24 protein-coding genes and 1 tRNA gene are annotated in these 25,381 nt (G+C 69.2%); 7 read left to right on the top strand and 18 right to left on the bottom strand.

Annotated features, from left to right (window positions below):
- Positions 1–988: HNH endonuclease (locus BLQ39_RS10580; RefSeq protein ID WP_092323844.1), on the top strand; the 988-nt coding region annotated here is incomplete at its 5' end.
- 12 nt (positions 989–1,000) lie between these two features.
- Here the strand turns inward: BLQ39_RS10580 and BLQ39_RS10575 are convergent.
- The 12 genes from BLQ39_RS10575 to rplU form a co-directional block, all read right to left on the bottom strand.
- The gene (locus BLQ39_RS10575; RefSeq protein ID WP_241986938.1) at positions 1,001–1,405 is read right to left on the bottom strand and encodes a YchJ family protein; all 405 of its coding nucleotides are present in this window, start codon (positions 1,403–1,405) and stop codon (positions 1,001–1,003) included.
- Between the two features lie 135 nt (positions 1,406–1,540).
- Positions 1,541–1,613, bottom strand: a tRNA-Ala gene (locus BLQ39_RS10570).
- Positions 1,614–1,685: 72 nt separating this feature from the next.
- The gene (gene rsfS / locus BLQ39_RS10565; RefSeq protein WP_092323841.1) at positions 1,686–2,063 is read right to left on the bottom strand and encodes a ribosome silencing factor; all 378 of its coding nucleotides are present in this window, start codon (positions 2,061–2,063) and stop codon (positions 1,686–1,688) included.
- A 40-nt stretch (positions 2,064–2,103) separates the two neighbouring features.
- A complete protein-coding gene (locus BLQ39_RS10560; RefSeq protein ID WP_135109312.1) occupies positions 2,104–3,018 on the bottom strand; it encodes a hypothetical protein in 915 nt (304 codons plus the stop codon).
- Positions 3,015–3,608, bottom strand: a complete 594-nt coding sequence (nadD, locus tag BLQ39_RS10555; RefSeq protein ID WP_256332741.1) for a nicotinate-nucleotide adenylyltransferase — start codon at positions 3,606–3,608, stop codon at positions 3,015–3,017. The genes BLQ39_RS10560 and nadD overlap by 4 nt, the downstream gene beginning before the upstream one ends.
- A 15-nt stretch (positions 3,609–3,623) precedes the next feature.
- Positions 3,624–3,830, bottom strand: a complete 207-nt coding sequence (locus tag BLQ39_RS10550) for a hypothetical protein (protein ID WP_092323856.1) — start codon at positions 3,828–3,830, stop codon at positions 3,624–3,626.
- 61 nt (positions 3,831–3,891) lie between these two features.
- On the bottom strand, positions 3,892–5,160 hold the full coding sequence (locus BLQ39_RS10545; RefSeq protein WP_092323837.1) for a glutamate-5-semialdehyde dehydrogenase: 1,269 nt from the start codon (positions 5,158–5,160) through the stop codon (positions 3,892–3,894).
- A 43-nt stretch (positions 5,161–5,203) separates the two neighbouring features.
- Positions 5,204–6,010 carry a glutamate 5-kinase gene (gene proB, locus BLQ39_RS10540; protein ID WP_092323835.1) on the bottom strand — a complete coding sequence of 269 codons (807 nt, stop codon included), beginning with the start codon at positions 6,008–6,010 and terminating at the stop codon, positions 5,204–5,206.
- Between the two features lie 56 nt (positions 6,011–6,066).
- Entirely contained in the window at positions 6,067–6,873 is an 807-nt protein-coding gene (gene proB, locus BLQ39_RS10535; RefSeq protein ID WP_092323834.1) for a glutamate 5-kinase, read from the bottom strand.
- A complete protein-coding gene (obgE, locus tag BLQ39_RS10530; protein ID WP_092323832.1) occupies positions 6,870–8,432 on the bottom strand; it encodes a GTPase ObgE in 1,563 nt (520 codons plus the stop codon). The genes proB (BLQ39_RS10535) and obgE overlap by 4 nt, the downstream gene beginning before the upstream one ends.
- A 76-nt stretch (positions 8,433–8,508) precedes the next feature.
- Positions 8,509–8,766, bottom strand: coding sequence for a 50S ribosomal protein L27 (gene rpmA, locus BLQ39_RS10525; protein WP_092323831.1), 258 nt, complete (start codon positions 8,764–8,766; stop codon positions 8,509–8,511).
- A 19-nt stretch (positions 8,767–8,785) separates the two neighbouring features.
- On the bottom strand, positions 8,786–9,094 hold the full coding sequence (rplU, locus tag BLQ39_RS10520) for a 50S ribosomal protein L21 (protein ID WP_092323829.1): 309 nt from the start codon (positions 9,092–9,094) through the stop codon (positions 8,786–8,788).
- Between the two features lie 214 nt (positions 9,095–9,308).
- Between rplU and BLQ39_RS10515 the strand changes: the two genes are divergently transcribed.
- On the top strand, positions 9,309–9,608 hold the full coding sequence (locus BLQ39_RS10515; RefSeq protein WP_092323827.1) for a DUF4031 domain-containing protein: 300 nt from the start codon (positions 9,309–9,311) through the stop codon (positions 9,606–9,608).
- A gap of 51 nt (positions 9,609–9,659) precedes the next feature.
- Here BLQ39_RS10515 and BLQ39_RS10510 read toward each other — a convergent pair whose 3' ends face one another.
- The gene (locus BLQ39_RS10510; protein ID WP_092323826.1) at positions 9,660–12,353 is read right to left on the bottom strand and encodes an Rne/Rng family ribonuclease; all 2,694 of its coding nucleotides are present in this window, start codon (positions 12,351–12,353) and stop codon (positions 9,660–9,662) included.
- Between the two features lie 279 nt (positions 12,354–12,632).
- Between BLQ39_RS10510 and BLQ39_RS10505 the strand changes: the two genes are divergently transcribed.
- A complete protein-coding gene (locus BLQ39_RS10505; protein WP_092323824.1) occupies positions 12,633–13,232 on the top strand; it encodes a vitamin K epoxide reductase family protein in 600 nt (199 codons plus the stop codon).
- 139 nt (positions 13,233–13,371) lie between these two features.
- Here the strand turns inward: BLQ39_RS10505 and ndk are convergent, their stop codons facing one another.
- From ndk to BLQ39_RS10480, 5 genes are all read right to left on the bottom strand, one after another.
- Complete coding sequence (gene ndk, locus BLQ39_RS10500; protein ID WP_092323823.1) at positions 13,372–13,794, bottom strand: nucleoside-diphosphate kinase; 423 nt, start codon at positions 13,792–13,794, stop codon at positions 13,372–13,374.
- The gene (locus BLQ39_RS10495; RefSeq protein WP_241986939.1) at positions 13,791–14,165 is read right to left on the bottom strand and encodes a DUF4233 domain-containing protein; all 375 of its coding nucleotides are present in this window, start codon (positions 14,163–14,165) and stop codon (positions 13,791–13,793) included. The genes ndk and BLQ39_RS10495 overlap by 4 nt, the downstream gene beginning before the upstream one ends.
- Positions 14,162–15,550, bottom strand: a complete 1,389-nt coding sequence (locus tag BLQ39_RS10490; protein WP_092323819.1) for a bifunctional folylpolyglutamate synthase/dihydrofolate synthase — start codon at positions 15,548–15,550, stop codon at positions 14,162–14,164. Before BLQ39_RS10490 ends, BLQ39_RS10495 begins: the two co-directional genes overlap by 4 nt.
- Positions 15,543–19,022 (bottom strand): isoleucine--tRNA ligase, encoded by a 3,480-nt coding sequence (ileS, locus tag BLQ39_RS10485; RefSeq protein WP_092323818.1) that lies wholly within the window; start codon positions 19,020–19,022, stop codon positions 15,543–15,545. The genes BLQ39_RS10490 and ileS overlap by 8 nt, the downstream gene beginning before the upstream one ends.
- A 242-nt stretch (positions 19,023–19,264) precedes the next feature.
- A complete protein-coding gene (locus tag BLQ39_RS10480) occupies positions 19,265–19,936 on the bottom strand; it encodes a TetR family transcriptional regulator (RefSeq protein WP_092323816.1) in 672 nt (223 codons plus the stop codon).
- Positions 19,937–20,041: 105 nt separating this feature from the next.
- On the opposite strand from BLQ39_RS10480, the gene BLQ39_RS10475 reads away from it, so the two are divergent.
- The 4 genes from BLQ39_RS10475 to BLQ39_RS10460 are packed head-to-tail and all read left to right on the top strand — an operon-like array spanning position 20,042 to position 25,273.
- A complete protein-coding gene (locus BLQ39_RS10475; RefSeq protein ID WP_092323814.1) occupies positions 20,042–21,694 on the top strand; it encodes an ABC transporter substrate-binding protein in 1,653 nt (550 codons plus the stop codon).
- Positions 21,679–22,632, top strand: a complete 954-nt coding sequence (locus BLQ39_RS10470) for an ABC transporter permease (RefSeq protein ID WP_092323813.1) — start codon at positions 21,679–21,681, stop codon at positions 22,630–22,632. Before BLQ39_RS10475 ends, BLQ39_RS10470 begins: the two co-directional genes overlap by 16 nt.
- On the top strand, positions 22,629–23,498 hold the full coding sequence (locus BLQ39_RS10465; RefSeq protein WP_422386365.1) for an ABC transporter permease: 870 nt from the start codon (positions 22,629–22,631) through the stop codon (positions 23,496–23,498). Before BLQ39_RS10470 ends, BLQ39_RS10465 begins: the two co-directional genes overlap by 4 nt.
- Positions 23,495–25,273, top strand: a complete 1,779-nt coding sequence (locus BLQ39_RS10460; RefSeq protein ID WP_092323811.1) for a dipeptide ABC transporter ATP-binding protein — start codon at positions 23,495–23,497, stop codon at positions 25,271–25,273. Before BLQ39_RS10465 ends, BLQ39_RS10460 begins: the two co-directional genes overlap by 4 nt.
- Positions 25,274–25,381: the final 108 nt, after the last annotated feature.

The following is a 25,381-nucleotide window of genomic DNA, read 5'->3' as shown; positions in this document are numbered from 1 at the left end:
GGGCAGCGCGGAACGGCTCCTGGTCGAGAGCGAGTCCCTCGTGCACGACCTCGCGGCCACCCGCACGGCCCTGCAGCAGGGCGAGATCAGCTACCGGCACGCGAAAGCACTCATGGACCACGTCTGGTCCCTGCCCGAAGACGCCCGGGCCGGGTTCGAATCGGCTCTGCTGCCCGATGCCCGGAAACTCACCGTCGCGAAGTTCGACGGCACCGCCCGCAGAGCAAGGGAGAAGGCTCACCCCGACACGATCACCACCCGGCACGCGAAGTGCATCACCGACCGGCAGGTGCAGCTCGTGCCGGCCCGGGACGGCATGGCCTGGTTGAACGCGTACCTCTCCGCGGCCGACGCGAACTCGGTGTACGAGCGGATCAGCGGCGCCGCACAGAGCCTGCAGGGCGCCGACGAGCCGCGCACGCTGACCCAGTTGCGGGCGGACGCGTTCCTCGACCTCCTCATCGACGGGGTCGCACCCTCCGGGCTGGGCCGGGGCATCCGGGCCACCGTGAATGTCACGGTCCCGGTGATGACCCTCCTCGGCCACAGCGAGGAACCCGGCCACCTCGAGGGGTACGGGCCGATCGATCCGGACACGGCCCGGCGTCTCGCCGGCCACGCACCGAGTTTCACCCGCATCCTCGTCCACCCCGAGACCGGCGCGGTGCTCTCGGTCGGCCGGAACCGGTACAAGGTGCCCAAGGACCTCCGCCGGTGGCTGCGGGTGCGCGACGAAACCTGCCGGTTCCCCGGCTGCAACCGCAGCGTGGCCCGGTCCGACCTCGACCACGGCAAGGAATGGCACGAGGGCGGCCGAACCAAACACGACAACCTCGCCCACCTCTGCGGGCCACACCACAAACTGAAAACCGAGGCCGCCTGGGCCGTGACCCACGCCAGGGACGGCACGCTCACCTGGACCTCGCCCGCCGGCCGGGAGTACACGACCGAACCGGCCACCCGGATCGACCCGCCACCCCCGTTCTGACGCCCGCGCCGCTCAGCCCAGGGAGTCGAGGTAGAACCAGCGGCGGTCGACCTTCAGGAATCGGCTGGTCTCGTGCTGCTGGGCTCGCTGTCCGTCCAGCCGGTAGTGTGCCGCGAACTCCACCACCCCGTCGGTATCCAGCGGTCCGCCACGGACCGTCCTCGAGATGTCGAGCCGCACCCACTGCATGTCGGCATCGAGTTCGAGGGATTCGGGGCGAGTGGCGGGGTGCCAGGTCGCCAACAGGTACTCGGTGTCGCCCACGGCGAACGCCGAGTAGCGGGAGCGCATCAGGCGTTCGGCTGTCGGCGCGGATCCCTGCCCGGCATGGAGAGGTCCACAGCACTCGGCGTAGGTCAGCCCGCTCAGGCAGGGGCACCGCCGGGGCAGCGTGGAAGAAACCTGGGGCGAGGGCACAGGCCCAATTATCGACCGTCGACCCCGGGGAAAGAAACCGAAAGTAATCCGAAAAGAATGTGAACCGAAACCACAACGGATGCCGGTGGAACGAAAAAAGCCCCAACCAAAGTTGGGGCTTTTCGTTGTGCTCGGTGGATCCGAGGGGATTCGAACCCCTGACCCCCTGCATGCCATGCAGGTGCGCTACCAGCTGCGCCACGGACCCGGATTGTGTTTCGGACTGCTCCGAAACAACTTGTCTAGGCTACTACACGCGAGAGCCTCTCGCGAACCAGCGCTACTCGGCGGACTCGCGAGTGGGGAGCTCGATCGGGATGACCGGGCAGTCCTTCCACAGGCGTTCGAGGGAGTAGTACTGGCGTTCTTCCTCGTGGAAGACGTGCACCACGAGGTCGCCGAAGTCAACGAGGATCCACCGGCCCTCGGCGCGTCCTTCACGACGCAGCGGCTTGAAGCCGGCCTCGATGAGCTTGTCTTCGATCTCTCCGGCGATCGCAACGACGTTGCGCTCCGAACGACCGGTGACGATGAGGAAGATATCGGTCAGCGGCAGGGGGCTGGAGACGTCGATAGCGACGATGTCCTCCCCGGCCTTCGAGTCGGCGGCGGCTGCGGCCACCTTGAGGAGCTCGAGAGCGTGGGCAGAAGCGGTCATCGAATGAGTCCCTGGGTGTGTGAAGTCGACATGGTTGGCATTAGAAAATGTTGAAGACGTAGCCGAGCACGAAGAGCGCGAGCACGCCGACGGCCAGTACGGCCGCGGTGATCGCGAGCACGGTCGGGAGGGAGTTGCCGCTCTTCTGCGGCGGGGCCACGAGGCCGCGGTTCGACGCGTGCGTACTGACGGCCCTGCTGGCACTCACGGGCGCAACGGTGGAGTTGTAGCCGCCCGCGTCGTCGTGATCGTCGGACTGATCCATGTCCGAGGAATCGAAGTTGCCGGGGTGGTGACCGGTCGAGCCGAGGCTGCGGGGAAGGTCGTACGAACCGGTGATGAGGATCTCACCCGTGCTCGTGAGTGGCCCGGAACTCGAACCCTGCAACGGGATCGACGGCAGGATGAGCGCGCTCGTCGTGGTCGGGCTGCCGCTTCCGCCGGTTCCTCGGGACATGAACTGGTCGAATGTCTGGCCCTCGTCGACGGTGGGTGTGTGGTCGTCACCGCGGTCGAGCGACCAGTGGCCGACGGGCGGGTTGAGCCCTCCCGTCGTGTGGGTCTCCGCGTCGGGGGAAACGTCCTCGCCGTCCGTGGCTTCCGGCTCGCCGGACTCGGCGGCCTTGATGGCACGCAACTGGCGTCGGGTGAGGGTGCGCTCGGGAGCCTGGCGCTTGGTGGACGTCATCGCCTTCTCGGCGGGAACCTTTTCTGCGCCCCGGGGAGCGAAGGCCGACACGGGAACGGATTCCGCGACGACGTCCGGCTTGACGGCCGCGGGCTTGACGTCGGCAGCCTTGACGTCGGCAGGCTTGACGTCGGACTCGACGTCGGGAGCCGGGTCGCCGGCCGAAAGCCGAAGGTCGTCCTCGGTCGACAGCAACCCCTGCTGGCGCGCTAATTCGCGTTCCTGGCGGCGGGTCAGCGGAGGCTGGGGACTGTTACCCAACGTCATGCCACACTCCGATACAGATGATGCTTTGAGATGTACTGGACAACCCCGTCGGGGACCAGATACCAGACCGGGAAGCCCCGATTCACGCGTTCCCGGCAGTCAGTGGACGAGATGGCCAGAGCCGGAACCTCCAGCAAGCTTACGTCCTGGTCCGGCAATCCTGAAATGCTCAGTTCATGTCCCGGTCGACTCACAGCCACGAAGTGAGCCAGATTCCAGAGTTCCCGCACGTCTTTCCAGCCGAGGATCTGCTGGATCGCGTCGGCACCGGTGATGAAGAACAGTTCGGCATCCGGCCGTTCGGCGTGGATATCCCGCAGGGTGTCGATCGTGTAGGTGGGCCCCGAGCGGTCGATGTCGACGCGGCTCACGGTGAATCGAGGATTCGACGCCGTGGCGATCACCGTCATCAGGTACCGGTGCTCGGACTTGGACACGTCGTGCTTCTGCCACGGCTGGCCGGTGGGCACGAAAATGACTTCGTCGAGGTCGAAGCTCTGGGCGACCTCGCTGGCCGCGACCAGGTGCCCGTGGTGGATCGGGTCGAAGGTTCCGCCCATCACGCCGATGCGGGGGCGACGCGAAGCCACGGGGTGGTCGATGGGTCAGTGACCGTCGTGGCTGCGAGCTCCGCCGTGCGCGGCGGCATAGGCATCCGCCTTCGTCTGGTGGCGGTTGGCGACGTCGCGGTAGGTCCACACGAGGAAGCCGAGAGCGAAGAACACGACGAGGGCGATGGCGCCGTACATCAGGGTCGGCATGGGCAGGGCGACGTGCTCGATCTCGGCCAGCACTGCGGTCACAAACGACATGAGGTTCTCCATTCAAGGCACAACGGCGGGGCCCCCGCCGTCGCACTCATTCTAGTGGGGCCTACGCCCGCACCTGGCCTGTGCCGCGCACAATCCACTTCGTACTGGTGAGCTCCGGCAGTCCCATCGGACCGCGCGCGTGCAGCTTCTGGGTCGAGATGCCCACCTCGGCCCCGAAGCCGAATTCCCCGCCGTCGGTGAAGCGGGTGGATGTGTTGACCATCACCGCGGCGGAGTCGACCTCGTTCAGGAACCGCTCGGCGTTGACCACGTCGTTCGTGACGATCGATTCGGTGTGCCCCGTCGAGTAGCGGCGAATGTGGTCGATGGCCGCGTCGAGGGAGTCGACCACCTTCACCGCGATGTCGAGGCTCATGTACTCGGCCGACCAGTCGTCCTCCGTCGCAGGCACGGAATCCGGGTACAGCTCCCGCGTGCGGGCATCTCCGTGGATCGTCACACCGGATGCCGTCAGCCGGGCCAGCACGTCCGGCAGCAGCCGCTCGGCGGCGTTCTTGTGCACCAGGAGGGTCTCGAGGGCGTTGCACACGCTCGGGCGGTGGACCTTGGAATTGTGCACAATGTCGATCGCCCACTGCGCGTCGGCGCTCTCGTCCAGGAACACGTGCACGACGCCGGCTCCGGTCTCGATCACGGGCACCTTCGACTGGGTGACGACGGCGTTGATCAGGCTCGCGCTCCCCCGCGGGATGAGCACGTCCACGTAGCCGCGGGCCTGCATCAGTTCCGTGGCGCCGGCCCGGCCGAACGGGTCGATGGTCTGCACCGACTCGGCGGGCAGGCCGGCGGACGCAATCGCCGCCTGGATCAGCCCGACGAGCACCCGGTTGCTGTTCTCCGCCGCCGATCCACCGCGCAGGACGACCGCGTTGCCGCTCTTGATCGCCAGCGCGGCGAGATCAACGGTGACGTTGGGACGCGCTTCGTAGATGACTCCGACGACGCCGAACGGCACGCGTACCTGGCTGATCTTGATGCCGTTGGGCAGGCTGCTGCCGCGCACGACCTCGCCGACCGGGTCGGTCAGGCTGACGATCTGCAGCACGGCCTGGGCCAGGGTTTCGATCCGGGCGGCGTCGAGGGCGAGCCGGTCCAGCAGACCCGAGGTCAGTCCGTTGTCCGCACCGGCGGCCAGGTCACGTCGGTTGGCTGCGATGATCTCGTCAACGCTCCCCCGCAGCGCCGCGGCAATCGCACCGAGTGCGCGGTTCTTCACCTCGGACGGTGCGGATGCGAGCGCGAGCGACGCGCTCCGGGCCGCTTCAAGCGTGGGCGTGAGGGGTGCGACGGGCTGCTGCGACTGGGGCATCCCCCCAGTTTACGGGAGCGTGCGGCGTACGCGAGCGGGCCGTTTACGGGAGCGGGTGCCCGCTCGGAGAGGCCGCCGGCTCGAACCAGGTGCCGACATGGTCGCCGCGGAGCGCCTCGGCGACGAGCCCGGTCGCCGTCACGAGCACCGCCGTCCCGGCATCCGCCGCGATCCGGGCCGCCGACACCTTGGTGCTCGCGCCCCCTGTTCCGACCCCCGAACCCGTGGCCGTCCCGAATTCCATTCCCGCCAGCGCCTCGCCGGCGGCGATGTGGTCGATCCGCTCGGCTCCGGGCAGGTGCGGCGGTTTCGTGTACAGCGCGTCGACATCGCTGAGCAGCACGAGCAGGTCCGCCTGGATCAGCGTCGCCACCATCGCCGCAAGACGGTCGTTGTCGCCGAACCGGATCTCGTGGGTGGCGACCGTGTCGTTCTCGTTCACGATCGGCAGGATGCGCAGGGCGAGCAGGCGGTCCATGGCACGCCGCGCGTTGCTGCGGTGAGCGGGGTTTTCGAGGTCGCCCGCCGTCAGGAGTACCTGGCCGGCGACGATGTCGTACCGGTCGAGGCTGTCCTGGTAGCGGAAGATGAGCAGGTTCTGGCCGACGGATGCCGCCGCCTGCTGGGTGGCGAGGTCAGTGGGCCGCTCATCGAGGTGCAGGTAGGGCATCCCGATCGCGATGGCGCCGGAGGACACGAGCACGACCTCGGTGCCGCGGCCGTGCGCTTCCGCGATGGCGTCCACGAGCGGTGCGATCTGCCCGGCGTTTGCGCCACTGATCGACGACGAGCCGACCTTCACCACGATCCGTGCCGCGGATGAGATGTCGCCGCGCGCAAGCCTGTTCACGTGACCGAGCCTTCCCTGCGGGCCCACCGGGTGCGGTCCGCGTCGCCAAAACGAGCCTATAGGAGCGAGTAGCCGTGCGGCCTCACGGCAGCTTCGAACCAGGTTCCCACGGGCTCGCCGCGAAGTGCCTCCGCGGCCAGTTCGGTGGAGGTCACCAGGACGGCTGTTCCGGCCTTCGTCGCGATCCGCGCCGCCACCACCTTGGTGCTCGCGCCTCCCGTGCCGACCCCGCTGGGGCCGCCGGCTCCGAATTCGAAGCCGTCGAGCGGGTCATCCGCCGAGATGAAGACGAGCTTCTCCGCACCCGGAAGGTGCGGCGGCTTCGTGTAGAGCGCGTCGACGTCGCTCAGCATGATCAGCAGATCGGCATGGATCAGCGTCGCGACGAGGGCCGCGAGGCGATCGTTGCTCCCGAAGCGCAGGCCGTAGACGGCCACCGTGTCGTTTTCGTTGACGATGGGCAGGATGCGCAGGTCGAGCAGGCGGTCCAGGGCGCGACGGGTGTTGCTTTTGTGCGGCTCGGTGAGCACATCGCCCTCCGTCAGCAGCACCGTGCCGGCCGCGATCCCGTACCGGTCCAGGCTTTCCTGGAAGCGGTAGATGAGCACATTCTGGCCCACGGATGCCGCGGCCTGCTGGGTGGCCACATCCGCGGGCCGCTCCTCGAGCTCCAGGAACGGCATCCCCGCGGCGACCGCGCCGGAGGAGATGAGCACGACCTCGGTGCCGCGCCCGTGCGCCTCCGCCAGGGCGTCCACGAGCCGGTTGATCTGGTCGGCGTTGTCGCCGGTGATGGACGAGGAGCCGACCTTCAAGACGATGCGCTTGGCGACAGCGGCCTGGTCGCGCGATAAGACGGTCATTCAGTTTCCGTCTTCTGTTCGGCGGAAGCGGAATCCGAGGGACCGTTGAATTCCTCCTCGCCGGTGGACCACATGCCGGCTTCGCGTTCGCGGATGAGCTCGGCCCTGGCCGCGGCCTTGGCGTCCATGCGCCCGAAGTACTCTTCACGGCGCTCGTTGCTTGTGCGTCGCTTGCTGTCGTCGAGGCGCGTGTCCGTGCCACGCGGGGCGGTGATGAGCTCGGCGGTCGAGGTGAGCGTGGGCTCCCAGTCGAAGACGACACCGTTACCGGGGCCGATGATGACGGTCGACCCGGCGACGGCGCCGGCCTTAAACAGTTCGTTCTCGATGCCCAGCTTGGCCAGCCGGTCGGCGAGGAAGCCGATGGCCTCGTCGTTCTTGAAGTCGGTCTGCTGCACCCAACGCTCTGGCTTGGTGCCCAGGATGCGGTAGATATTGCCGAAGGATCCACCCTCGACGCGCACGACGAAGCCGCTGTCGTCCACGGTCTTCGGACGGATGACGATGCGCGGCTTTTTCGCCTCGATTGCGGCGCGTGCAACACGGCCGGCTTCGACCGTTTCGGCCAGGGCGTAGTTGAGCTGACGGAGGCCCTCGTGGGTGACCGTGGAGATCTCGAAGACGCGGTAGCCGCGGGCTTCCAGGTCGGCGCGCACGAACTCGGCCAGCTCGCGGGCCTCCGGCACGTCGATCTTGTTGAGGGCCACCAGCTGGGGACGGTCGAGCAGGGGCAGCTGGCCGTCGGGAACCGGGTAGGCCGCGAGTTCGCCGAGAATGATGTCGAGGTCGCTCAGCGGGTCGCGGCCCGGGTCGAGCGTGGCGCAGTCGAGCACGTGCAGCAGCGCGGTGCAACGCTCGACGTGGCGCAGGAACTCGAGGCCGAGGCCCTTTCCCTCGCTGGCGCCTTCGATCAGGCCGGGGACGTCGGCGACGGTGTAGCGCACCTCGCCGGCGTCGACGACGCCGAGGTTCGGGTGCAGGGTGGTGAAGGGGTAGTCGGCGATCTTGGGGCGCGCGGCCGAGATGGCCGCAATCAGGCTCGACTTGCCGGCCGACGGGTAGCCGACGAGCGCGACATCCGCCACGGTCTTGAGCACAAGCTGGACGTCGCCCTCCCAGCCGAGTGTGCCGAGGAGCGCGAAGCCGGGGGCCTTGCGCTTGGTGGAGGCGAGGGCAGCGTTGCCCAGCCCGCCCTGGCCGCCAGGGGCCACGACGAGACGCATCCCGGGTTCGGTCATGTCGGCGAGTTCGTTGCCCTCCATGTCCTTGACCACGGTGCCGAGCGGCACGGCGAGCTCGCGCAGCTCACCGGCGTGGCCGTTGCGGTGGTCGCCCATGCCGGGGCCACCGTTGTCAGACGAGCGGTGGGGCGAGCGGTGGTAGCCGAGCAGGGTCGTCACGTTCGGGTCGGCGACGAGCACGAGGTCGCCGCCGCTGCCGCCGTTGCCTCCGTCGGGCCCGGCGAGGGGCTTGAACTTCTCCCGCTTGACGGAAACACAGCCGTGTCCTCCGTGGCCAGCTCGCAAATGCAGCGTGACGTGGTCGACGAATGTAGCCATGGAAAACCTTTCAAGTGGGGCTGAAACACGTAAGGGCGAGCCGAAGCCCGCCCTCACGTTCAAAAATTGTGGATGCCTACTCGGCAGCCACCACGATGTTGACGACCTTGCGGCCACCCTTTGCCCCGAACTGGACGGAGCCGGCTTCGAGGGCGAAGAGAGTGTCGTCTCCGCCGCGGCCGACGTTGACGCCGGGGTGGAAGTGCGTGCCGCGCTGGCGAACGATGATCTCGCCCGCGCTGACAACCTGACCTCCGAAGCGCTTCACGCCGAGGCGCTGAGCGTTGGAATCGCGACCGTTGCGAGTGGAACTCGCACCCTTTTTATGTGCCATCTGTTCTTCTCCTCAGGCCTTAGGCGATGCCGGTGACCTGGACGCGCGTGAGCTCCTGACGGTGCCCCTGACGCTTCTTGTACCCGGTCTTGTTCTTGAACTTCTGGATGACGATCTTCGGGCCGCGGAGGTCGTTGAGGACCTCGGCAGTGACCTTGACCTTGGCCAGCGACGTCGAGTCAGAGGTGATCTTGTCGCCGTCGACGAGAAGCACGGCGGCCAGCTCGACGTTGCCGTCCTTGTCAGCCTTGATTCGGTCCATCGTGACGATGGTCCCGACCTCTACCTTCTCCTGCCGCCCTCCGGCGCGCACAACTGCGTAAACCACTTTACGTACCTATCTCTGGGGAGCCGTGAGGCCCAATTTCCTATGATGGAAAGTTACTGGGGGCGAACCGGCCAAATCGGCCGCTCACCACCAGAAAACCTTGGCAATCGCGCGGGCTCAGGCCCATCGCACACCAACGGTCAACTTTAGCTGATCCTCCACCCCCGGTCAAACCGGGATGGGGCCTGTTCACTCGGTTCCGTACACTTTGGGAATGACCGTGTTGATCGACCAGCCGGCGTGGCCGGCACACGGCATGCTCTGGTCCCACCTGGTGAGCGACAGCTCGCTGGCGGAACTGCATGCGTTCGCGGCCGCCAATGCCATCCCCCGCCGCGGATTCGACCTGGACCACTACGACGTCCCGGCCGCGCGCTACGACGACCTGGTGGCCGCCGGCGCCCTCCCGGTGGGCAATCGTGAGCTCGTCACCCGGCTCCACGCGAGCGGACTTCGGGTGAGCGGCCGCGACCGGGCGGCGAAGAAGGCGCGGCAGAAGCGGGCAGACGAATAGGCAGCGTGCCCGGCCGGGGCGCGCTGCCTATTCGCTTGGGTGTTGCCTGTGTTACTTGCCGGAGTCGGGAACGACTATCGGCTGCGCGGCCGACGTTGATCCCCCGGCGGTCGTCACCCGGCGGCTGCGCGAACGCCCCTGGCCGGGCTGCTTGGGCTCGGGAAGGGATTCGAGCACGGAGTCCAGCATCTGGTCGGTGACCTGCTTGCTCACCGTGCGCCGGGTGCGCGTCGTCTTCTTGACCGGGATGTCGAGAATGGCGACCGCTTCGCTGGCCTGTGGCTCCGCCTCGGCCGCTGCCGCTGTCGGGGCCGCTGTCGGGGCGGACGTTCCTCGGGACGAGGAGCGACGCGACCGGCGCGGCGCCGACTCGGCCGCAGGAACAGCCTCGGGCGCCTGGGCCTCGGGCAGAGCGGCGCCCTTCGGAGCAGCATCCGTCACGGCAGCAGTCGTCACAGCAGCATCCGTCGACGCCGCAGCCTCGGGCGTCTCGGTGATGACCGGGATGGACTCCGTGACCGGGCGGGCGATGGTGCGCGCGGCGATCAGGGCGAGGGCGTGCTTGGCGTCCTCGGTGATTCCGTGGGTGCCGTTGCCGGCCTTGGCCGTGTCGGACTGCTGTGAACCTCCGCCGTTGCCGCCACGGTTGTCGCGGTGGCTGTCGCGGCCGCCGTTGTCCCGGCCGCCATTGTCGCGGCCGCCCCCGTCGCCATTGCCGCCGGACTTGCTGCGCGGGCGGCGCTCCTGGGCGGGCTGCGCGGTCTGGCGGTGCTTCACGACGGGATCGTGGTGCACGATGATCCCGCGTCCGGCGCAGGCTTCACAGTTCTCGCTGAACGATTCCAGGAGGCCGAGGCCGAGCTTCTTGCGCGTCATCTGCACCAGGCCGAGCGAGGTGACCTCGGCGACCTGGTGCTTGGTGCGGTCGCGGCTGAGGCATTCGACCATGCGACGCAGCACGAGGTCGCGGTTGGTCTCGAGCACCATGTCGATGAAGTCGACGACGATGATGCCGCCGATGTCGCGCAGCCGGAGCTGGCGAACGATTTCTTCGGCCGCTTCGAGGTTGTTCTTGGTGACGGTCTCTTCGAGGTTTCCGCCCGAGCCGACGAACTTGCCGGTGTTGACGTCGACGACGGTCATGGCCTCGGTGCGGTCGATCACGAGCGAACCGCCGGACGGCAGCCAGACCTTGCGGTCGAGCGCCTTCTCGATCTGCTCCGAGATGCGGTATTCGTCGAACACATCGACGTCACCCTCGTACTTCTGCACGCGCTCGACCAGGTCGGGAGCAACCTGGCGGAGGTAGGCCTCGATGGTCTCGCGGGAGTCCTCGCCGGCGATGACCATCTTGTGGAAGTCCTCGTTGAAGACATCCCGGACGATCTTGATCAGCAGGTCCGGCTCGCTGTGCAGCAGGGCCGGGGCCTGGACCGAGTCGACCTGCTTGGCGATGGATGCCCACTGCGAGGTGAGCCGGTTGACGTCGAGCGTGAGCTGTTCGTCGGTGGCGCCCTCGGCCGCGGTGCGCACGATGACACCCACGTTGTCGGGGAGAACTTCCTTGAGGATCTTCTTCAGCCGGGCGCGCTCGGTGTCCGGCAGCTTGCGGCTGATCCCGTTCATCGAGCCGTTGGGCACGTAGACGAGGTAACGGCCCGGCAGCGAAACCTGGCTGGTCAGGCGTGCGCCCTTGTGGCCGATCGGGTCCTTGGTCACCTGCACGAGCACCTTGTCGCCGGGCTTGAGCGCGAGCTCGATCCGCCGCGCCTGGCCGCTGTTTCCGGAGTTCTCTGCGGCGGCTTCCCAGTCGACCTCACCGGAGTAGAGCACGGCGTTCCGGCCGCGTCCGATGTCGACGAAGGCGGCCTCCATGCTCGGAAGCACGTTCTGCACCTTGCCGAGGTACACGTTGCCGATCAGCGAGGCGTCCTGGTTCTTGGCGACGTAGTGCTCCACGAGCACGCCGTCTTCGAGCACGCCGATCTGGATCTTGTTGTGCTTGGCGCGCACGACCATGGCGCGGTCGACGGATTCGCGGCGCGCGAGGAACTCGGCCTCGGTGATCACGGGACGGCGGCGACCGGCATCCCGGCCGTCACGGCGGCGCTGCTTCTTCGCTTCCAGCCGGGTCGAGCCCTTGATGCGCTGCGGCTCGGTGATCAGCTCCGGCTCACGCGGGACGCGAACTTTGACGACGGTGTTCGCGGGGTCATTGGAACCGGAGCGACCTTCGTCGCCCGAACGACGGCGGGCGCGTCGGCGAACCGTCGAGGTCTCTTCGTCTTCGTCCTCATCCTGGCGCGTACCGGTGCGGTCGTCCTGGCGGGTGTCCTGTCGGGACGGCGTGCGGGCCGGCAGCGGCACGATCTCCGGCGCCTGGAACAGGAGCGAGAGCGACGGCCGACGCCCGATCGGCTCCACTGCGAGCATGGCCTTCTCGGCCGGGGCGGCCCCGGACGTTTCCTCGGCCGTGGGCGCTTCCGTTGCTGTTACCGGGGCCTGGCCGTCTTCGGCGGAGGTCGATGTCTTCGTCACTGGCTTTCGCTCCGTCACAGGCTTCTGCGTCGCGTCGGTGCGCGCTTCGTCGATCGGGGCGTCGGTAGGCGTTGCCACCGGTGCGTCCGTGGGGGTGCTCGGACCATCCGGCTGGGCGGCAGGAGTCACAGCCGACGAGGCCCTGCGGGACGTTTTGCGAGTGCCGAAGAGGCCCTTGCGCTTCTTGATTTCTTTGTCTTCCACCATTACTGGTGCGCTCCTTGACCGATCCGGGCGACCGCGCCACCCATCCGGTTTGCTCTCTCGGCGAGGGCTGCGCCTGCGCGAAACCCCCGCGAATCCTTGTTGTTCCGCAGCCGGCCCGTGGCTCTGGCTGCTAATACCTTTGGTCGTGGGACCAATGAATCTGGGCGTTTACCGCCCATTAAGCTTCTGTGCGTCTGTCCGAGCGCGGCTCGAGCGACTCGTTCGATTATCGCATGCATTCTTCAGATCGCGTGCAGAGCCACGTGACATAATCCGAGGATGCCCCGCCTCGAGTCTCCCGCCCGCCCCACGGGGCTCGCCGTCTTCCTTATTCTTGCCGGGGTGATCGGCCTCGCGGCGGCGTTCACCCTGACCCTGGACAAGCTCCATCTCCTGGCCGACCCGAACGCGCAGCTGAGCTGCAGCTTCAGCGTGCTGATCGGCTGCGCCACAAACCTCTCCTCGCCGCAGGGCAACATCTTCGGCTTCCCGAACTCGCTCATCGGGGTCATGGGCTGGAGCGTCGTGATCACGATTGGCGCAGCCATCCTCGCCGGCGCCCGCCTGGCCCGGTGGTTCTGGATCGGGCTGAACGTGGGGATGACCGGCGCGATCGCCCTGGTGATCTGGCTGATCGCGCAGAGCATCTTCGTGCTCGACATCCTGTGCCCGTGGTGCATGGTCACCTGGGCCGTCACCATCCCGGCGTTCCTCGCGGTGACGTTCTACAACCTGAAGACGGGGAGCATCCCGGCCCCGGAATCCGTGCGCCGGGTCGCATCCGTCGCCTACGCCTGGGTCCCCCTGATCACCCTCGGCTGCTTCATCGCGGTCGCCATCATCGCCCAGCTCCAGATGGACGTCCTCAACCGCCTCTAAGAGCGCCGGGACCCCGCCCTCGAACACGCCCACAAACTCCGCCGAACTGTGAGTTTGGCACCTTCCCGGGCTCCGGGAAGGTGCCAAACTCACAGTTCGGCGAGGGGGGTGAGGCGAAGATGTGCTCGTCGAAGTGCGGCTAGTCGAACCAGAGGGCCAGTTCGGCGGTGGCGGACTCGGGCGAGTCGGAACCGTGCACGAGGTTCTGCTGCACCTTGACTCCCCAGTCGCGGCCGAGGTCGCCGCGGATCGTCCCCGGCGCGGCGGTCGTGGGATCCGTCGTACCGGCCAGGGCGCGGAAGCCCTCGATCACCCGGTTGCCGGCGATGCGGAAGGCGACGATGGGGCCGCTCTCCATGAACTCGATCAGCGGCTCGTAGAACGGCTTGCCCTCGTGCTCGGCGTAGTGCTCGGCGAGCAGGCTGCGCTCGGCCTGCACCAGCTTCATGTCGACGAGCGAGTAGCCCTTCGCCTCGATCCGGCGCAGGATCTCGCCGGTGAGGTTGCGGGCAACGCCGTCCGGCTTGATCAATACGAGGGTTTCTTCGACCTGGGTGCTCATGCGATCTCCTTCTGGTGATCTAGTTTGGTGCCGATGATCATGCAGTAGGCCCACATGGCGGCGAACATTGCTCCGACAAAGAACATTGCCGGGTTGAGGAATCCGGTGGCGACGAGGCCGGCCTGGAGCACCCAGCCGAGCGGGTAGGCCCAGCTGTAACGCAGCAGGGCGATCAGGGCGACCATCGCGAGGCAGAGTGCCGCTCCCCCGCCCAGCGCGACGGCCGGCGGCAGCTGGCCCAGGCCGAACATGACGAGCGCGGCGAGGCCGACGACGAAAACTTCGAAACCCAGCACGATCGAGGCCAGGGTGCGCTTGACCGACCGGGGCCCGGCCTCTCGGGCCGAGCGGGCGGCGCGGGCCGCGCTCACTGTTTCATCCATTCCCGGGCGTCCGCGAGGGCGAGGGCCTCGCCGACGAGGGTGATCGAACCGGTCACGATGACGGCGCGGCGCGGCGCCTCCCCGGCCCACTCCCGGGCGCCGTCGAGCGCCGAGGTGAGGTCGTCGAACCGGAAGGTGACGTCGTCGCCCGCCCAGTCGGCGACCTTGTCGGCGAGGTCGTCCACGCCCACGGCGCGCTCCGAATGCGAGCGGGTCACGTGGAAGCGGGCCACCTGGGGGCGCAGGGCTTCGATGATGCCGTGCGCGTCCTTGTCGGCCAGGATGCCGACCACGGCAACAATCTCGTCGAAGTCGAAGTAGGCCTCGAGCGCAGCGGCGAGCGCCGTCGCGCCGTGCGGGTTGTGCGCCGCGTCGACCAGGACGGTGGGCTCGACGCCCGCCAGCTGCAGCCGGCCGGGCGACGTGGCCGTGGCCAGCCCCTCGGCCACGAGGTCGTTCACGAGCGGCCGCGTGCCCGCCCCGAGGAACGATTCGACGGCGGCGATGGCGACGGCGGCGTTCTGGGCCTGGTGGGTGCCGTACATCGGCAGGAAGAGGTCCGTGTAGGTGTCGGCCAGGCCGCGCACCGAGATAAGCTGCCCGCCGACGGCCACCTGGCTGCTGAGCAGCGCGAACTCCGCGCCCTCGCCGGCCAGCGTCGATTCGGTGAGTTCGACGGCCCGCTCGAGCTCGGCCTGCGCCTCGTCGCCCTGCTTCGCCGTGACGACGTTGGCAGCCGGCTTGATGATCCCGGACTTCGTGCGGGCGATCTCGGCGACGGTGCCGCCGAGGCGCGCGGTGTGGTCGAGCGCAATCGGCGTGAACACGGCCACCTGGCCGAAGGCGACGTTGGTGGAATCCCACTCGCCGCCCATTCCGACCTCGATCACCGCGACATCCACGGGCGCATCGGCGAAGCAGGCGAAGGCCAGCACGGTGAGCGCCTCGAAGAACGTCAGCGGCTCCTCGCCGTCGGTGACCAGTTCTGCGTCGACCATCTGCAGGTACGGCTGGATGTCGGCCCAGTTGGCGGCCAGGTCCTCGTCGCTGATCGGCTCGCCGTCGATCATGATGCGCTCGTTGAGCCGCACCAGGTGCGGGCTGGTGAGCAGGCCGGTGCGGAGTCCGTAGGCACGCAGGATGCTCTCGGCGATCCGGCTCGTGCTCGTCTTCCCGTTCGTGCCGGTGACGTGGATGATCGGATACGCGTTCTGCGGGTCGCCCAGCAACTCGACCGCGCGCCTGGTGGGCGCCAGTCTCGGCTGCGGGGCGGCTTCACCGACGCGTCCGAGCAGCGCCGTGAGCACGGCATCCCCGGCTTCGCGCCAGGCGCCGTCGGCGTCGTCGTTTCGGTCAGAGTTGCGGTCAGGCATGGGTGATTCCCTTCTCCCGGGCGACGGCCACGAGCACGAGGCCACGATTGGCGTAGCGCCCTGCGTCGAAGCGCGCATAGTGTTCGACCGGCGCCCCCGTGAGGCCTTCGAGCCACTCGGAGGGAAGGGTGCCGGCGTCGTCGGATGTTGCCCGGTGCGTCGCAAGCCGGGTGGCCAGGGTCTCCCCCGCCACGTCGACTCCCGAAGCCAGCCCAAAGGATGCGGCGTCGTGCTCGTCGGAGAACACGAGGTCGAGGCGGATGCGGTCGCTCACCTGGAACCCGGCGGACTTCCGGGTGTCCTGAACGGCCCGGATGATGTCGCGCGCGAATCCTTCCGCGTCGAGTTCGGGGGTCGTCGCCGTGTCGAGCAGCGCGAAGCCGCCGCCCGCGAGCAGGGCGAGGGCGGTGTCGCCGGAGCCTTCGCCCGACGCGCCGGCCGCCAGTGCCAGCTCGTATTCCCCGGCCACCAGTTCGATTCCGCCGGCCGTGACGGTGCCGTCGGTCTCACTCCAGTCGCCCGCGCGGGCGGCCTGGATGACCTGCTGCACGCGCTTGCCGAGGCGCGGTCCGGCCGCCCGGGAGTTGACGGTGAGCTTCGAGGTGATCCCGTAGGCGCCGGCGCTGTCGTCGGCGAGTTCGACCAGGCTGATCGACTTCACGTTCAGTTCGTCGCGCAGGATTCCCTCGTAGGCGGCCAGTGCGGCCGTGTTCGAGGTGACCACGGTCAGGTTCGCCAGCGGCAAGCGCACGCGCAGCCCCGCCTGCTTGCGCAGGGAGAGCACCGTGGAGCTGATCGCCCGCACCTGGTCCATCACGGCGACCAGTTCGTGGTCGGCCGGGAAGGATGCGGCATCCGGCCAGTCTTCGAGGTGGACGCTGCGCCCCCCGGTGAGCCCCTGCCAGATGCGCTCGGACACGAGCGGCAGCAGGGGTGCGGCGACGCGGGTGACCGTCTCGAGCACGGTGAAGAGCGTGTCGAACGCGTCGTTCGCGCTGGTCGTGGTGGTCGTGCCTGTCGAGACCGCCCCGCCCGGAACCGACGCGCCCGCCCAGAACCGGTCGCGCGAGCGCCGCACGTACCAGTTCGTCAGCACGTCGGTGAAGTCGCGCAGCGTGGCCGCGGCCTGCGTGCTGTCCAGCGCCTCGAGGTCGGCCGTGACCTGCTCGATCAGGTCGCGGGTCTTCGCCAGCAGGTACCGGTCGAGCACATCGGTGGAATCCGTGCGCCAGGTCGCCTCGTAGCCGTCCGGCCCCGACGCATTGGCGTAGAGGGAGAAGAAGTACCAGGTGTTCCACAGCGGCAGCATCACCTGGCGCACGCCCTCGCGGATGCCCTCCTCCGTGACGACGAGGTTGCCGCCGCGCAGAACCGACGAGCTCATCAGGAACCAGCGCATGGCATCCGAGCCGTCCCGGTCGAACACCTCGTTCACGTCGGGGTAGTTGCGCAGCGACTTGGACATTTTCTGCCCGTCATTGCCGAGCACGATGCCGTGGCTGACGACGTTCTTGAAGGCCGGGCGGTCGAACAGCGCGGTGGAGAGCACGTGCAGGGTGTAGAACCAGCCGCGGGTCTGCCCGATGTACTCGACGATGAAGTCGGCCGGGTTGTGGCTGTCGAACCAGTCCGCGTTCTCGAACGGATAGTGCACCTGGGCGAACGGCATCGAACCAGAGTCGAACCAGACGTCGAGCACGTCGGAGATGCGGCGCATGGTCGACTTCCCGGTCGGGTCGTCCGGGTTCGGCCGGGTCAGCGCGTCGATGTACGGACGGTGCAGGTCGGTCGGGCGCACGCCGAAGTCGGCCTCGAGCTCGTCGAGCGAGCCGTAGACGTCGATCCGCGGGTAGTCGGGGTTGTCGCTCTTCCAGACCGGGATGGGCGAACCCCAGTACCGGTTGCGGCTGATCGACCAGTCCCGGGCGTTGCCGATCCACTTGCCGAACTGGCCGTCCTTGACGTTCTCGGGCACCCAGTTGATGTCCTGGTTGAGCTCCTCCATCCGGCCCCGGAACTCGGTGACGCGCACGAACCAGCTCGACACCGCCTTGTAGATCAGCGGGTTGCGGCAGCGCCAGCAGTGCGGGTACGAGTGCTCGTAGCTGGCCTGGCGGATCAGTCGCCCCTCGGCCTTGAGCATCTGGGTCAGCGGCTTGTTGGCGTCGGACCAGAGCAACCCAGCCACCTCGGTGATGGCCGGCAGGAATTTTCCGCCGTCGTCGAGGGAGATGATCACCGGGATGCCGGCGGCCTCGCAGATCTTCTGGTCCTCCTCGCCGTAGGCGGGCGCCTGGTGCACGATGCCGGTGCCGTCGGAGGTGGTGACGTAGTCGGCGACGAGGATGCGCCAGGCGTTCCGGGTTCCCCAGGTCTCGGCATCCGCATAGTGGTCGAAGAGGCGGTCGTAGCTGACGCCCTCGAGGTCGCGGCCGAGCACGGTGCGGGAGATCGCGGCGGATGCCTCCTCCGCGGTGTCGTAGCCGAGGTCCTTCGCGTAGCTTCCGACAAGGTCGATCGCCAGCAGGTATTCGCCGCCGAGCACCTCGGTGGGCGTGGCGGCGTGCGGCGCGGAGGCGTCCTCGCGCACGACGGTGGCATCCGGGGTGCCGTTCGGGCCGGCCGGCACCACGGCGTAGGTGATCGTCGGGCCCACGGCGAGGGCGAGGTTGGTGGGCAGGGTCCACGGAGTCGTCGTCCAGGCCAGGGCGCGCACGGCCGTGAGGCCGAGGCTCTCCGCCTTCGCGCCGACCAGCGGGAAGGTCACCGTGACGGTCTGGTCCTGGCGCATCTTGTAGACGTCGTCGTCCATGCGCAGCTCGTGGTTGGACAACGGCGTCTGGTCGCGCCAGCAGTAGGGCAGCACGCGGTAGCCCTCATAGGCCAGGCCCTTGTCGTGCAGGCGCTTGAAGGCCCAGATGACCGACTCCATGAAGGTGATGTCGAGGGTCTTGTAGTCGTTCTCGAAGTCGACCCAGCGGGCCTGGCGGGTGACGTACTTCTGCCAGTCGCCGGTGTACTCGAGCACGGAGTCGCGGGCGACCTTGTTGAAGGCCGCGATGCCCATCTTGTCGATTTCGCTCTTGTCGGTGATGCCGAGCTTCCGCTCGGCCTCGAGCTCGGCGGGCAGGCCGTGCGTGTCCCAGCCGAAACGGCGGTGCACCTGCTTGCCGCGCATGGTCTGGAAGCGCGGGAAGAGGTCCTTGGCGTACCCGGTCAGCAGGTGGCCGTAGTGGGGCAGGCCGTTCGCGAAGGGCGGGCCGTCGTAGAAGACCCACTCGGGGGCATCCGCTCGGTTGTCGATCGACGCCTGGAAGGTGCCGTCGGCCTCCCAGAACGCGAGCACCTCGGTCTCGATCTGCGGGAAGCTCGGCGACGGGACGACGCCGGCCGCCTGCTCGCGGCGGTGGCCGCCCGGTTCGCTTCCGGGTGCGTTCCGGCCGCTGGTGTTCTGACCCTTGGGGTACGTCATGCTTCTCCTGGACGAGGCGAGGTTACGGAAAATATTGCCTGTTCCACGAGGACGCCGGACCCTGGACAGGTCCACCGCGGTACCACCTCGCTTGCCGCCCCGGGGTTCACCTGGGCGACCGCTTGTTCAGAGGCTGTGACGGGCCCGACCCGTTCGGTTCTACCCGGCCGCGCACCCGGGGGTGGCCGCCGCTCTTCCGAAGACTCACCGGTGATGGCCGGATCACAGTCGTTGGGACAATTCTACCCTGCGCCCAGCGCGTCACGGTATCCGGCGCAGGCGGGCGCGATGCCCGCGTCCACGTACGGGGCGAGGTTTCCCCGGGACACCCCGGCGGCCGCCCACACGCCCGCGGCGGCGACCGCGGCCGCCAGCACCGCCATCGCGTAGCACCGGCCGGCGAGGTCGCGGCCTGCCCCCGCGCCTGAGCCGGCGCGCTCGGCGACGAAGCGCGAGACGAGGTCGGCCTGCTTCATCATCCGGGAGAGACCGGATGCCTCCAGCACGCCGCGGGTGCCCATCAGGTCCGCCTGGGTGAGCGCCCACGGCACCCGGCCCGGCCCGAACCCGGCCGCCACCTGGTGCAGGGCGTGTCGCACGGCATCCGTTACGCCGAGCCCGTCCGGGCAGTCGGCCAGCGCCCGAGGCAGCTCGGCGAGGCCGGCGTCGACGTCGGCCCAGAGCAGGTCGCTCTTGGCCGGGAAGTAGTTGAAGAAGGTGTTGCGGCTCACTCCGGCGCGACGGGTGATGTCTTCGACGGTGGTTCCTGCGTACCCCTGCTCGAGGAACAGCTCGGCTGCGGCCTCTTCGAGCATGGCCCGGGACGACCCGCGGGGGCGCCCGGCCCTGCCCGGTGTCCCCTCGGTGCGCGTGCTCTCGGTGCGCGTGCTCTCGGTGCGCGTTCGATCCGGCATGCTGCTCCCGTGCTCTACGATTGGACTCGGTCCAACTCATTTGTGTACCGCGTCCAACAATTGCACACTCCGCCGCCAGCCGGCCGGGAAAAGAGAACAACGCACATGAACACCCCCGCGCCCACCCGCCGCGCACTGGTCGCCGTTGCCGCCCTGGCCGTCGCCGGCCTCGTGCTGACCGGCTGCACCGCCGAACCCGACGCCCCCGCGACCGGCAAGCCCGTCGTCGGCGGCACCCTCACCTACGCCTCCGGTGACGCGGAACCCGACTGCCTCGACCCCCACGTCGGCGGCAACTACCCGCAGGCGCTCACCGGCACCCAGTTCCTCGAGTCGCTGGTCTCCCGCGACACGACGGGCACCATCATCCCGTGGCTGGCCAGCGAATGGTCAGAGAGCGACGACGGCCTGGCCTGGGAGTTCACGCTCAGGGACGACGTCTATTTCAGCGACGGATCCCCCTTCGACGCGGCCGCTGTGCAGGCCAATATCGCCCACCTCCAGGACCCGGCGACCGGCTCGTCCACCGGCTACCTGGCCCTGCAGAAGGTCACCGGCACCGAGGCGGTCTCGGCGACCGTCGTGCGCCTGACCCTGGCCGAACCGGACAGCGCCCTGCTGGAATCGCTTTCCCAGCCGTGGCTGGCGATGGAGTCCCCCGAAGGCCTCGCCCGCGGCATGGAGGAGAACTGCGCCGCACCGGTCGGCACCGGCCCGTTCGTGATCAAGGACTGGGTGAAGCAGGACGCCATCACCTTCGTGCGTAACGACACCTACGACTCCCCGCCGGCCGACGCCGGGCACGAGGGTCCCGCCTACCTCGAGAAGATCGTCTGGCGGTTCATCCCCGAGTCGGCGTCCCGCTACGCGGCGCTCCAGGCCGGCGAGGTCGACGTGATCGACAACGCCCAGCCGGACACGATCGTGCAGGCCGACAAGGGCGACTCGATCCAGCACCTCGACGCACCCCGGCCCGGGGCAGCCAACCGGATCGAACTCAACTCCGGCACTGGACCGTTCACCGACCCGAAGGTCCGGGAGGCGTTCATCCGCTCGGCCAACGTCGACGACGGCGTCGCCAGCCTCTTCCAGGGCACGGCGAAGCGCTCCTCCTCGGCACTCTCCAGCGCCGAGGCCCTCGGCGTGTCGCGGCCGAAGCTCTTCGAGTACGACCCGAAGGCCGCGGGTAAGCTGCTCGACTCTGCCGGCTGGAGCGAGACGGATGCCGACGGCTACCGCACCAGAGACGGCAAGCGCCTGACCGTGCGCTTCCCGGTCAGCACGAACCAGTCCATCCCGGCCGAGCAGTCGCTCTTCGAGCAGATCCAGGCGACCGCGAAGGAGACCGGCTTCGACGTCAAGATCACCCCGATGGACCTGTCCAGCTGGTACGGCGCCCTGGGCAGCGGCGACTATGACGCCGTGAGCGCGCCCTACACGAAGGTCGGACCCGACGTGCTGCGGATCCTCTACCACTCGGACGGCATCACCCCGGCGCCCAGCGGCTACTTCGCCAACCACGCACAGGTCAACGACCCCACACTGGACGAACTGCTCACCGAGGCCGGCCGGGAGTCGGACGCCGGCAAGCGCAAGGCGCTCTACACCGAGGCGCAGGACCGCATCCTCGAGGGGTTCTACGTGCTGCCGCTCTACGACCAGCAGAACCACTACCTGCTGGGAGCCGACGTCGAGGGCGCCCGCGCGCTGCCGACCGTCTCCACTCCCACGTTCTACGACGCGTGGCTGAGCCGGTAAGGCGCACTCCCGCCCTCCGGCGCCTGGCCGCGCGGTTGGGCGGCGCCGTGTTCGTGCTCTGGGCCGTGGCGACGCTCACCTTCTTCGCCGTCCGGCTGATCCCCGGCGACCCCGCGGAAGCCATCCTCGGCGGCCCGGGGTCGCAGGCGTCGGCGGAGGCGCTGGCGAGCGTGCGCGCCGAATACGGCCTCGACCAGCCGATCCTCGTGCAGTACCTCGCGCAACTCGGGCGGCTGGCCGGCGGCGACCTCGGCCGTTCCTACGCGCTCAAGCTCGACGTCGGACCGCTCGTGCTCAGCCAGCTCGGCGGCACGCTCGTGCTGGCCGGGCTCGCCCTGGCCCTGGCCTGGCTCATCGCCCTCGCCCTGGCCACCTGGTCAACCCGCGGCGGCCGGATCGCCGCACGGGTGGGCTCCGGACTCGAAATCGTCGCGGCATCCCTGCCCCATTTCTGGCTCGCCACCGCCCTGATCGTGCTGTTCAGCATCTGGCTCGGCGTGCTGCCGCCGATCAGCACCCCCGGCCCGGCCGGGCTCGTGCTGCCCGTGCTCACCCTCGCGCTGCCGCTGGCCGGGTTCCTCGGCCAGATCATCCGCGAGCCCCTGCTCACCGCCCTCGAGTCGCCTTTCGTGCTCTCCGCCCTCGCCCGGGGCGAAAGCGCCCGGGGTGTGCGCTGGAACCACGCCATCCGGCACGCCGCGATTCCCGCGATCAGCCTGTCCGGCTGGGCGTTCGGCTCGCTGATCAGCGGCGCCGTGGTGGTGGAGACCGTCTTCGCCCGGCCCGGCCTCGGCCGCACCCTGCTGAACGCGGTGACCGTTCGCGACGTGCCGGTGGTCATCGGCGTGGTCATGGTCGTCGCGGTCGCCTACATCCTGATGACGCTCCTGACCGATGCGGCCACCCGCATCGCCGACCCGCGGACGAGGGCACGGTGAGCGACCTCGAGCTCCAGGCGGAGCTCGGCCTCGGCGCCCGGCGGCAGGGCGCGACCCGTCGCCCGCGCCGGATCGCCGTGGCGGAGGGCCTGGCCGGCGCGGTGGCCCTGTTCCTCGTGCTCTCCGCCGTCATGCCGCAGCTTGTCGCCCCCGGGGATCCGCTCGCCATCGACCCGCTCCAGGCGTTCCAGCCGCCGTCCCTGCCGCACTGGTTCGGCACCGACGAGTCCGGGCGCGACCTGTACACCCGGGTCGTGCACGGCACCGGCAATTCACTGCTGATCGGCGTGCTGGCCACGACGATCGGCCTCGGGCTCGGCGTGCTGCTCGGCACCCTCGCCGGCATGCTCGGCGGCTTCGTCGACTTCACGGTGAACCGTGTGCTCGAGGTTTTGTTTGCCTTTCCCGGGCTGCTGCTGGCGCTCCTGGTCATCCTGATCTACGGCCCGGGGGTGGCGACGGCCACCATCGCCGTCGGCCTCTCCACCGCGCCGGGCTATGCGCGCATCATCCGCGCCCAGCTCGTCCAGGTGCGCTCCTCCGCCTTCGTCGAGGCCGCCACCGTGCAGGGGCTCACGCCGCGGCGCATCCTGGCCCGGCACATCCTGCCCAACACCCTCGCCCCCCTGCTCGTGCTCGCCACCCTCGGCGTCGGCCAGGCGATCGTCTGGGCGACGGCGCTCAGCTACCTGGGGCTCGGCGCGCAGCCGCCGGCCGCGGAATGGGGCGCGATGCTCTCCGCGGGCCGCACCTACATCACCTCGGCCTGGTGGATGAGCTTCTTCCCCGGCCTGTTCATCGTGCTGACCGCCGTGACCGCGACCACGCTCGGCCGGGCCATCGAACGACGGATGCGGCACGCATGAGCGCGCACCCGGTGACGCCCGCTGCCGGCCCGGCCGGGCCGCCCGCCCTGCGCGTGCGGAACCTCAGCGTCGGCTTCGGCCGTTCCGGGGCGGACCCCGTCGTGTCCGGCATCTCTTTCGAGGTCGCGGCCGGCGAATGCCTGGCCATCGTCGGCGAATCGGGGTCGGGCAAGTCCGTCACGGCACGCACCCTGCTCGGCCTCGCCGGCGCCGACGCGCGGGTGCAGGCCGACGAAATGTCGATTGCCGGAGCGTCCGTGCTGGCGTTGTCGGAGGCGTCCTGGCGCCGCCGGCGCGGACGAGACGTCGGGCTGGTGCTGCAGGATGCCCTCTCCTCCCTCGACCCGCTGCGGCCGGTCGGCCGGGAAATCGCCGACTCGCTCCGCCTGCACACGACCCTCGCGCCGGCCGAGCGATCCAGCCGCGTGCTCGAACTGCTGGACTCCGTCGGCCTGCCGGACGGTGAGCTGCGAAGCCGGCAGCGGTCCGGCGAGCTCTCCGGCGGCCAGCGGCAGCGGGCGCTGATCGCCTCGGCCATCGCGCTCGACCCACCCCTGCTCATTGCCGACGAGCCCACGACCGCGCTCGACGTCACGGTGCAGGCGCAGATCCTCGAGCTGCTCGAGCGGATCAAACGCCGCGGCACCGCGCTCATCCTGATCAGCCACGACCTCGCCGTCGTCAGCCGGATCGCCGATCGGGTGGCGGTGATGAGCAACGGGCGCATCGTCGAGACCGGGCCGACCCACGAGGTTCTCGGCCGCCCACGCCACGCCGAGACCCGGGCGATGGTCGCCGCTGTTCCGGCCGGCAAGCCCCGCGGCACGCTGCTCGCGGCGCCGAGGGCGGCCGGGCCCGCGGCGCCTGCGACGGCTGCGGCAGCGGCAGCGGCAGCGGCTGCGAGTGCGGCGACGAGTGCGGCGACGGCGACGCCGCGACCGGCACGTGCCGCGGCTCCCGACATCGGCCCGGCCATCGTGCTCGAGGCGACCGGCCTGACGAAGGGGTTCCGCATGCCGGGCGGCACGCGGTTGCTCGCCGTCGACGACGTCTCGTTCCGGCTCGAGCGCGGCACGACGCTCGGCATCGTCGGAGAATCCGGCTCCGGCAAGACCACGACCGCGCGCCTCGTGCTGGCGCTCAGCGCCCCGGACCACGGCGAGGTGCGGGTGCTCGGCCGGCCCTGGAGCTCGGTGTCAGAGCAGGACAGGCGACCGCTCCGCACCTCGGTCGGCGCCATCTACCAGGATGCCCTCGGCTCCTTCGACCCACGGCTGAGCGTCCGCGACATCCTGCGCCACGCCGTCGCCCTCGACGGTCCGCGCCGGCCCGACACCGGCCGGCCCGCCCTTTTCGGCGCCCACAATGGGGAAGCCCAGGCACGGGTGGCCGAGTTGCTCGACCGGGTGCGGCTGTCCCCCGCACTGCTCGACCGCAGACCACTGGAGCTCTCCGGCGGCCAGCGTCAGCGGGTGGGAATCGCGCGCGCCCTCGCCTCCCGGCCGCAGATCCTGGTCTGCGACGAGCCGGTCTCCGCCCTCGATGTGGGCGTGCAGGCGCAGGTCCTCGACCTGCTCGACGAGCTCCAGCGCGAGCTGGCGCTCAGCCTGCTGTTCATCTCGCACGACCTCGGGGTGGTGCAGCACGTCAGCGACCGGGTCGCGGTGATGAACGAGGGCCGGATCGTGGAGCAGGCGGACGCGCCGAGCTTCTTCGCCTCCCCCACGCATCCGTATACCCGCCGCCTCCTCTCCGCCGTCCCCCGCCTCCCCTGACTTTCTTCCCGCGAAACCGCACTCGTGCGCGTTATTCGTGCCGTTTAGCGCGCACAACTGCGGTTTCGCGGGGGTGGGATGGGCTTAGATTGGAGGACTGGGAACGTC

Source organism: Cryobacterium psychrotolerans (assembly GCF_900101115.1).
GTDB lineage: Bacteria > Actinomycetota > Actinomycetes > Actinomycetales > Microbacteriaceae > Cryobacterium > Cryobacterium psychrotolerans.
This window is presented reverse-complemented; position numbering and strand designations above follow the sequence as displayed.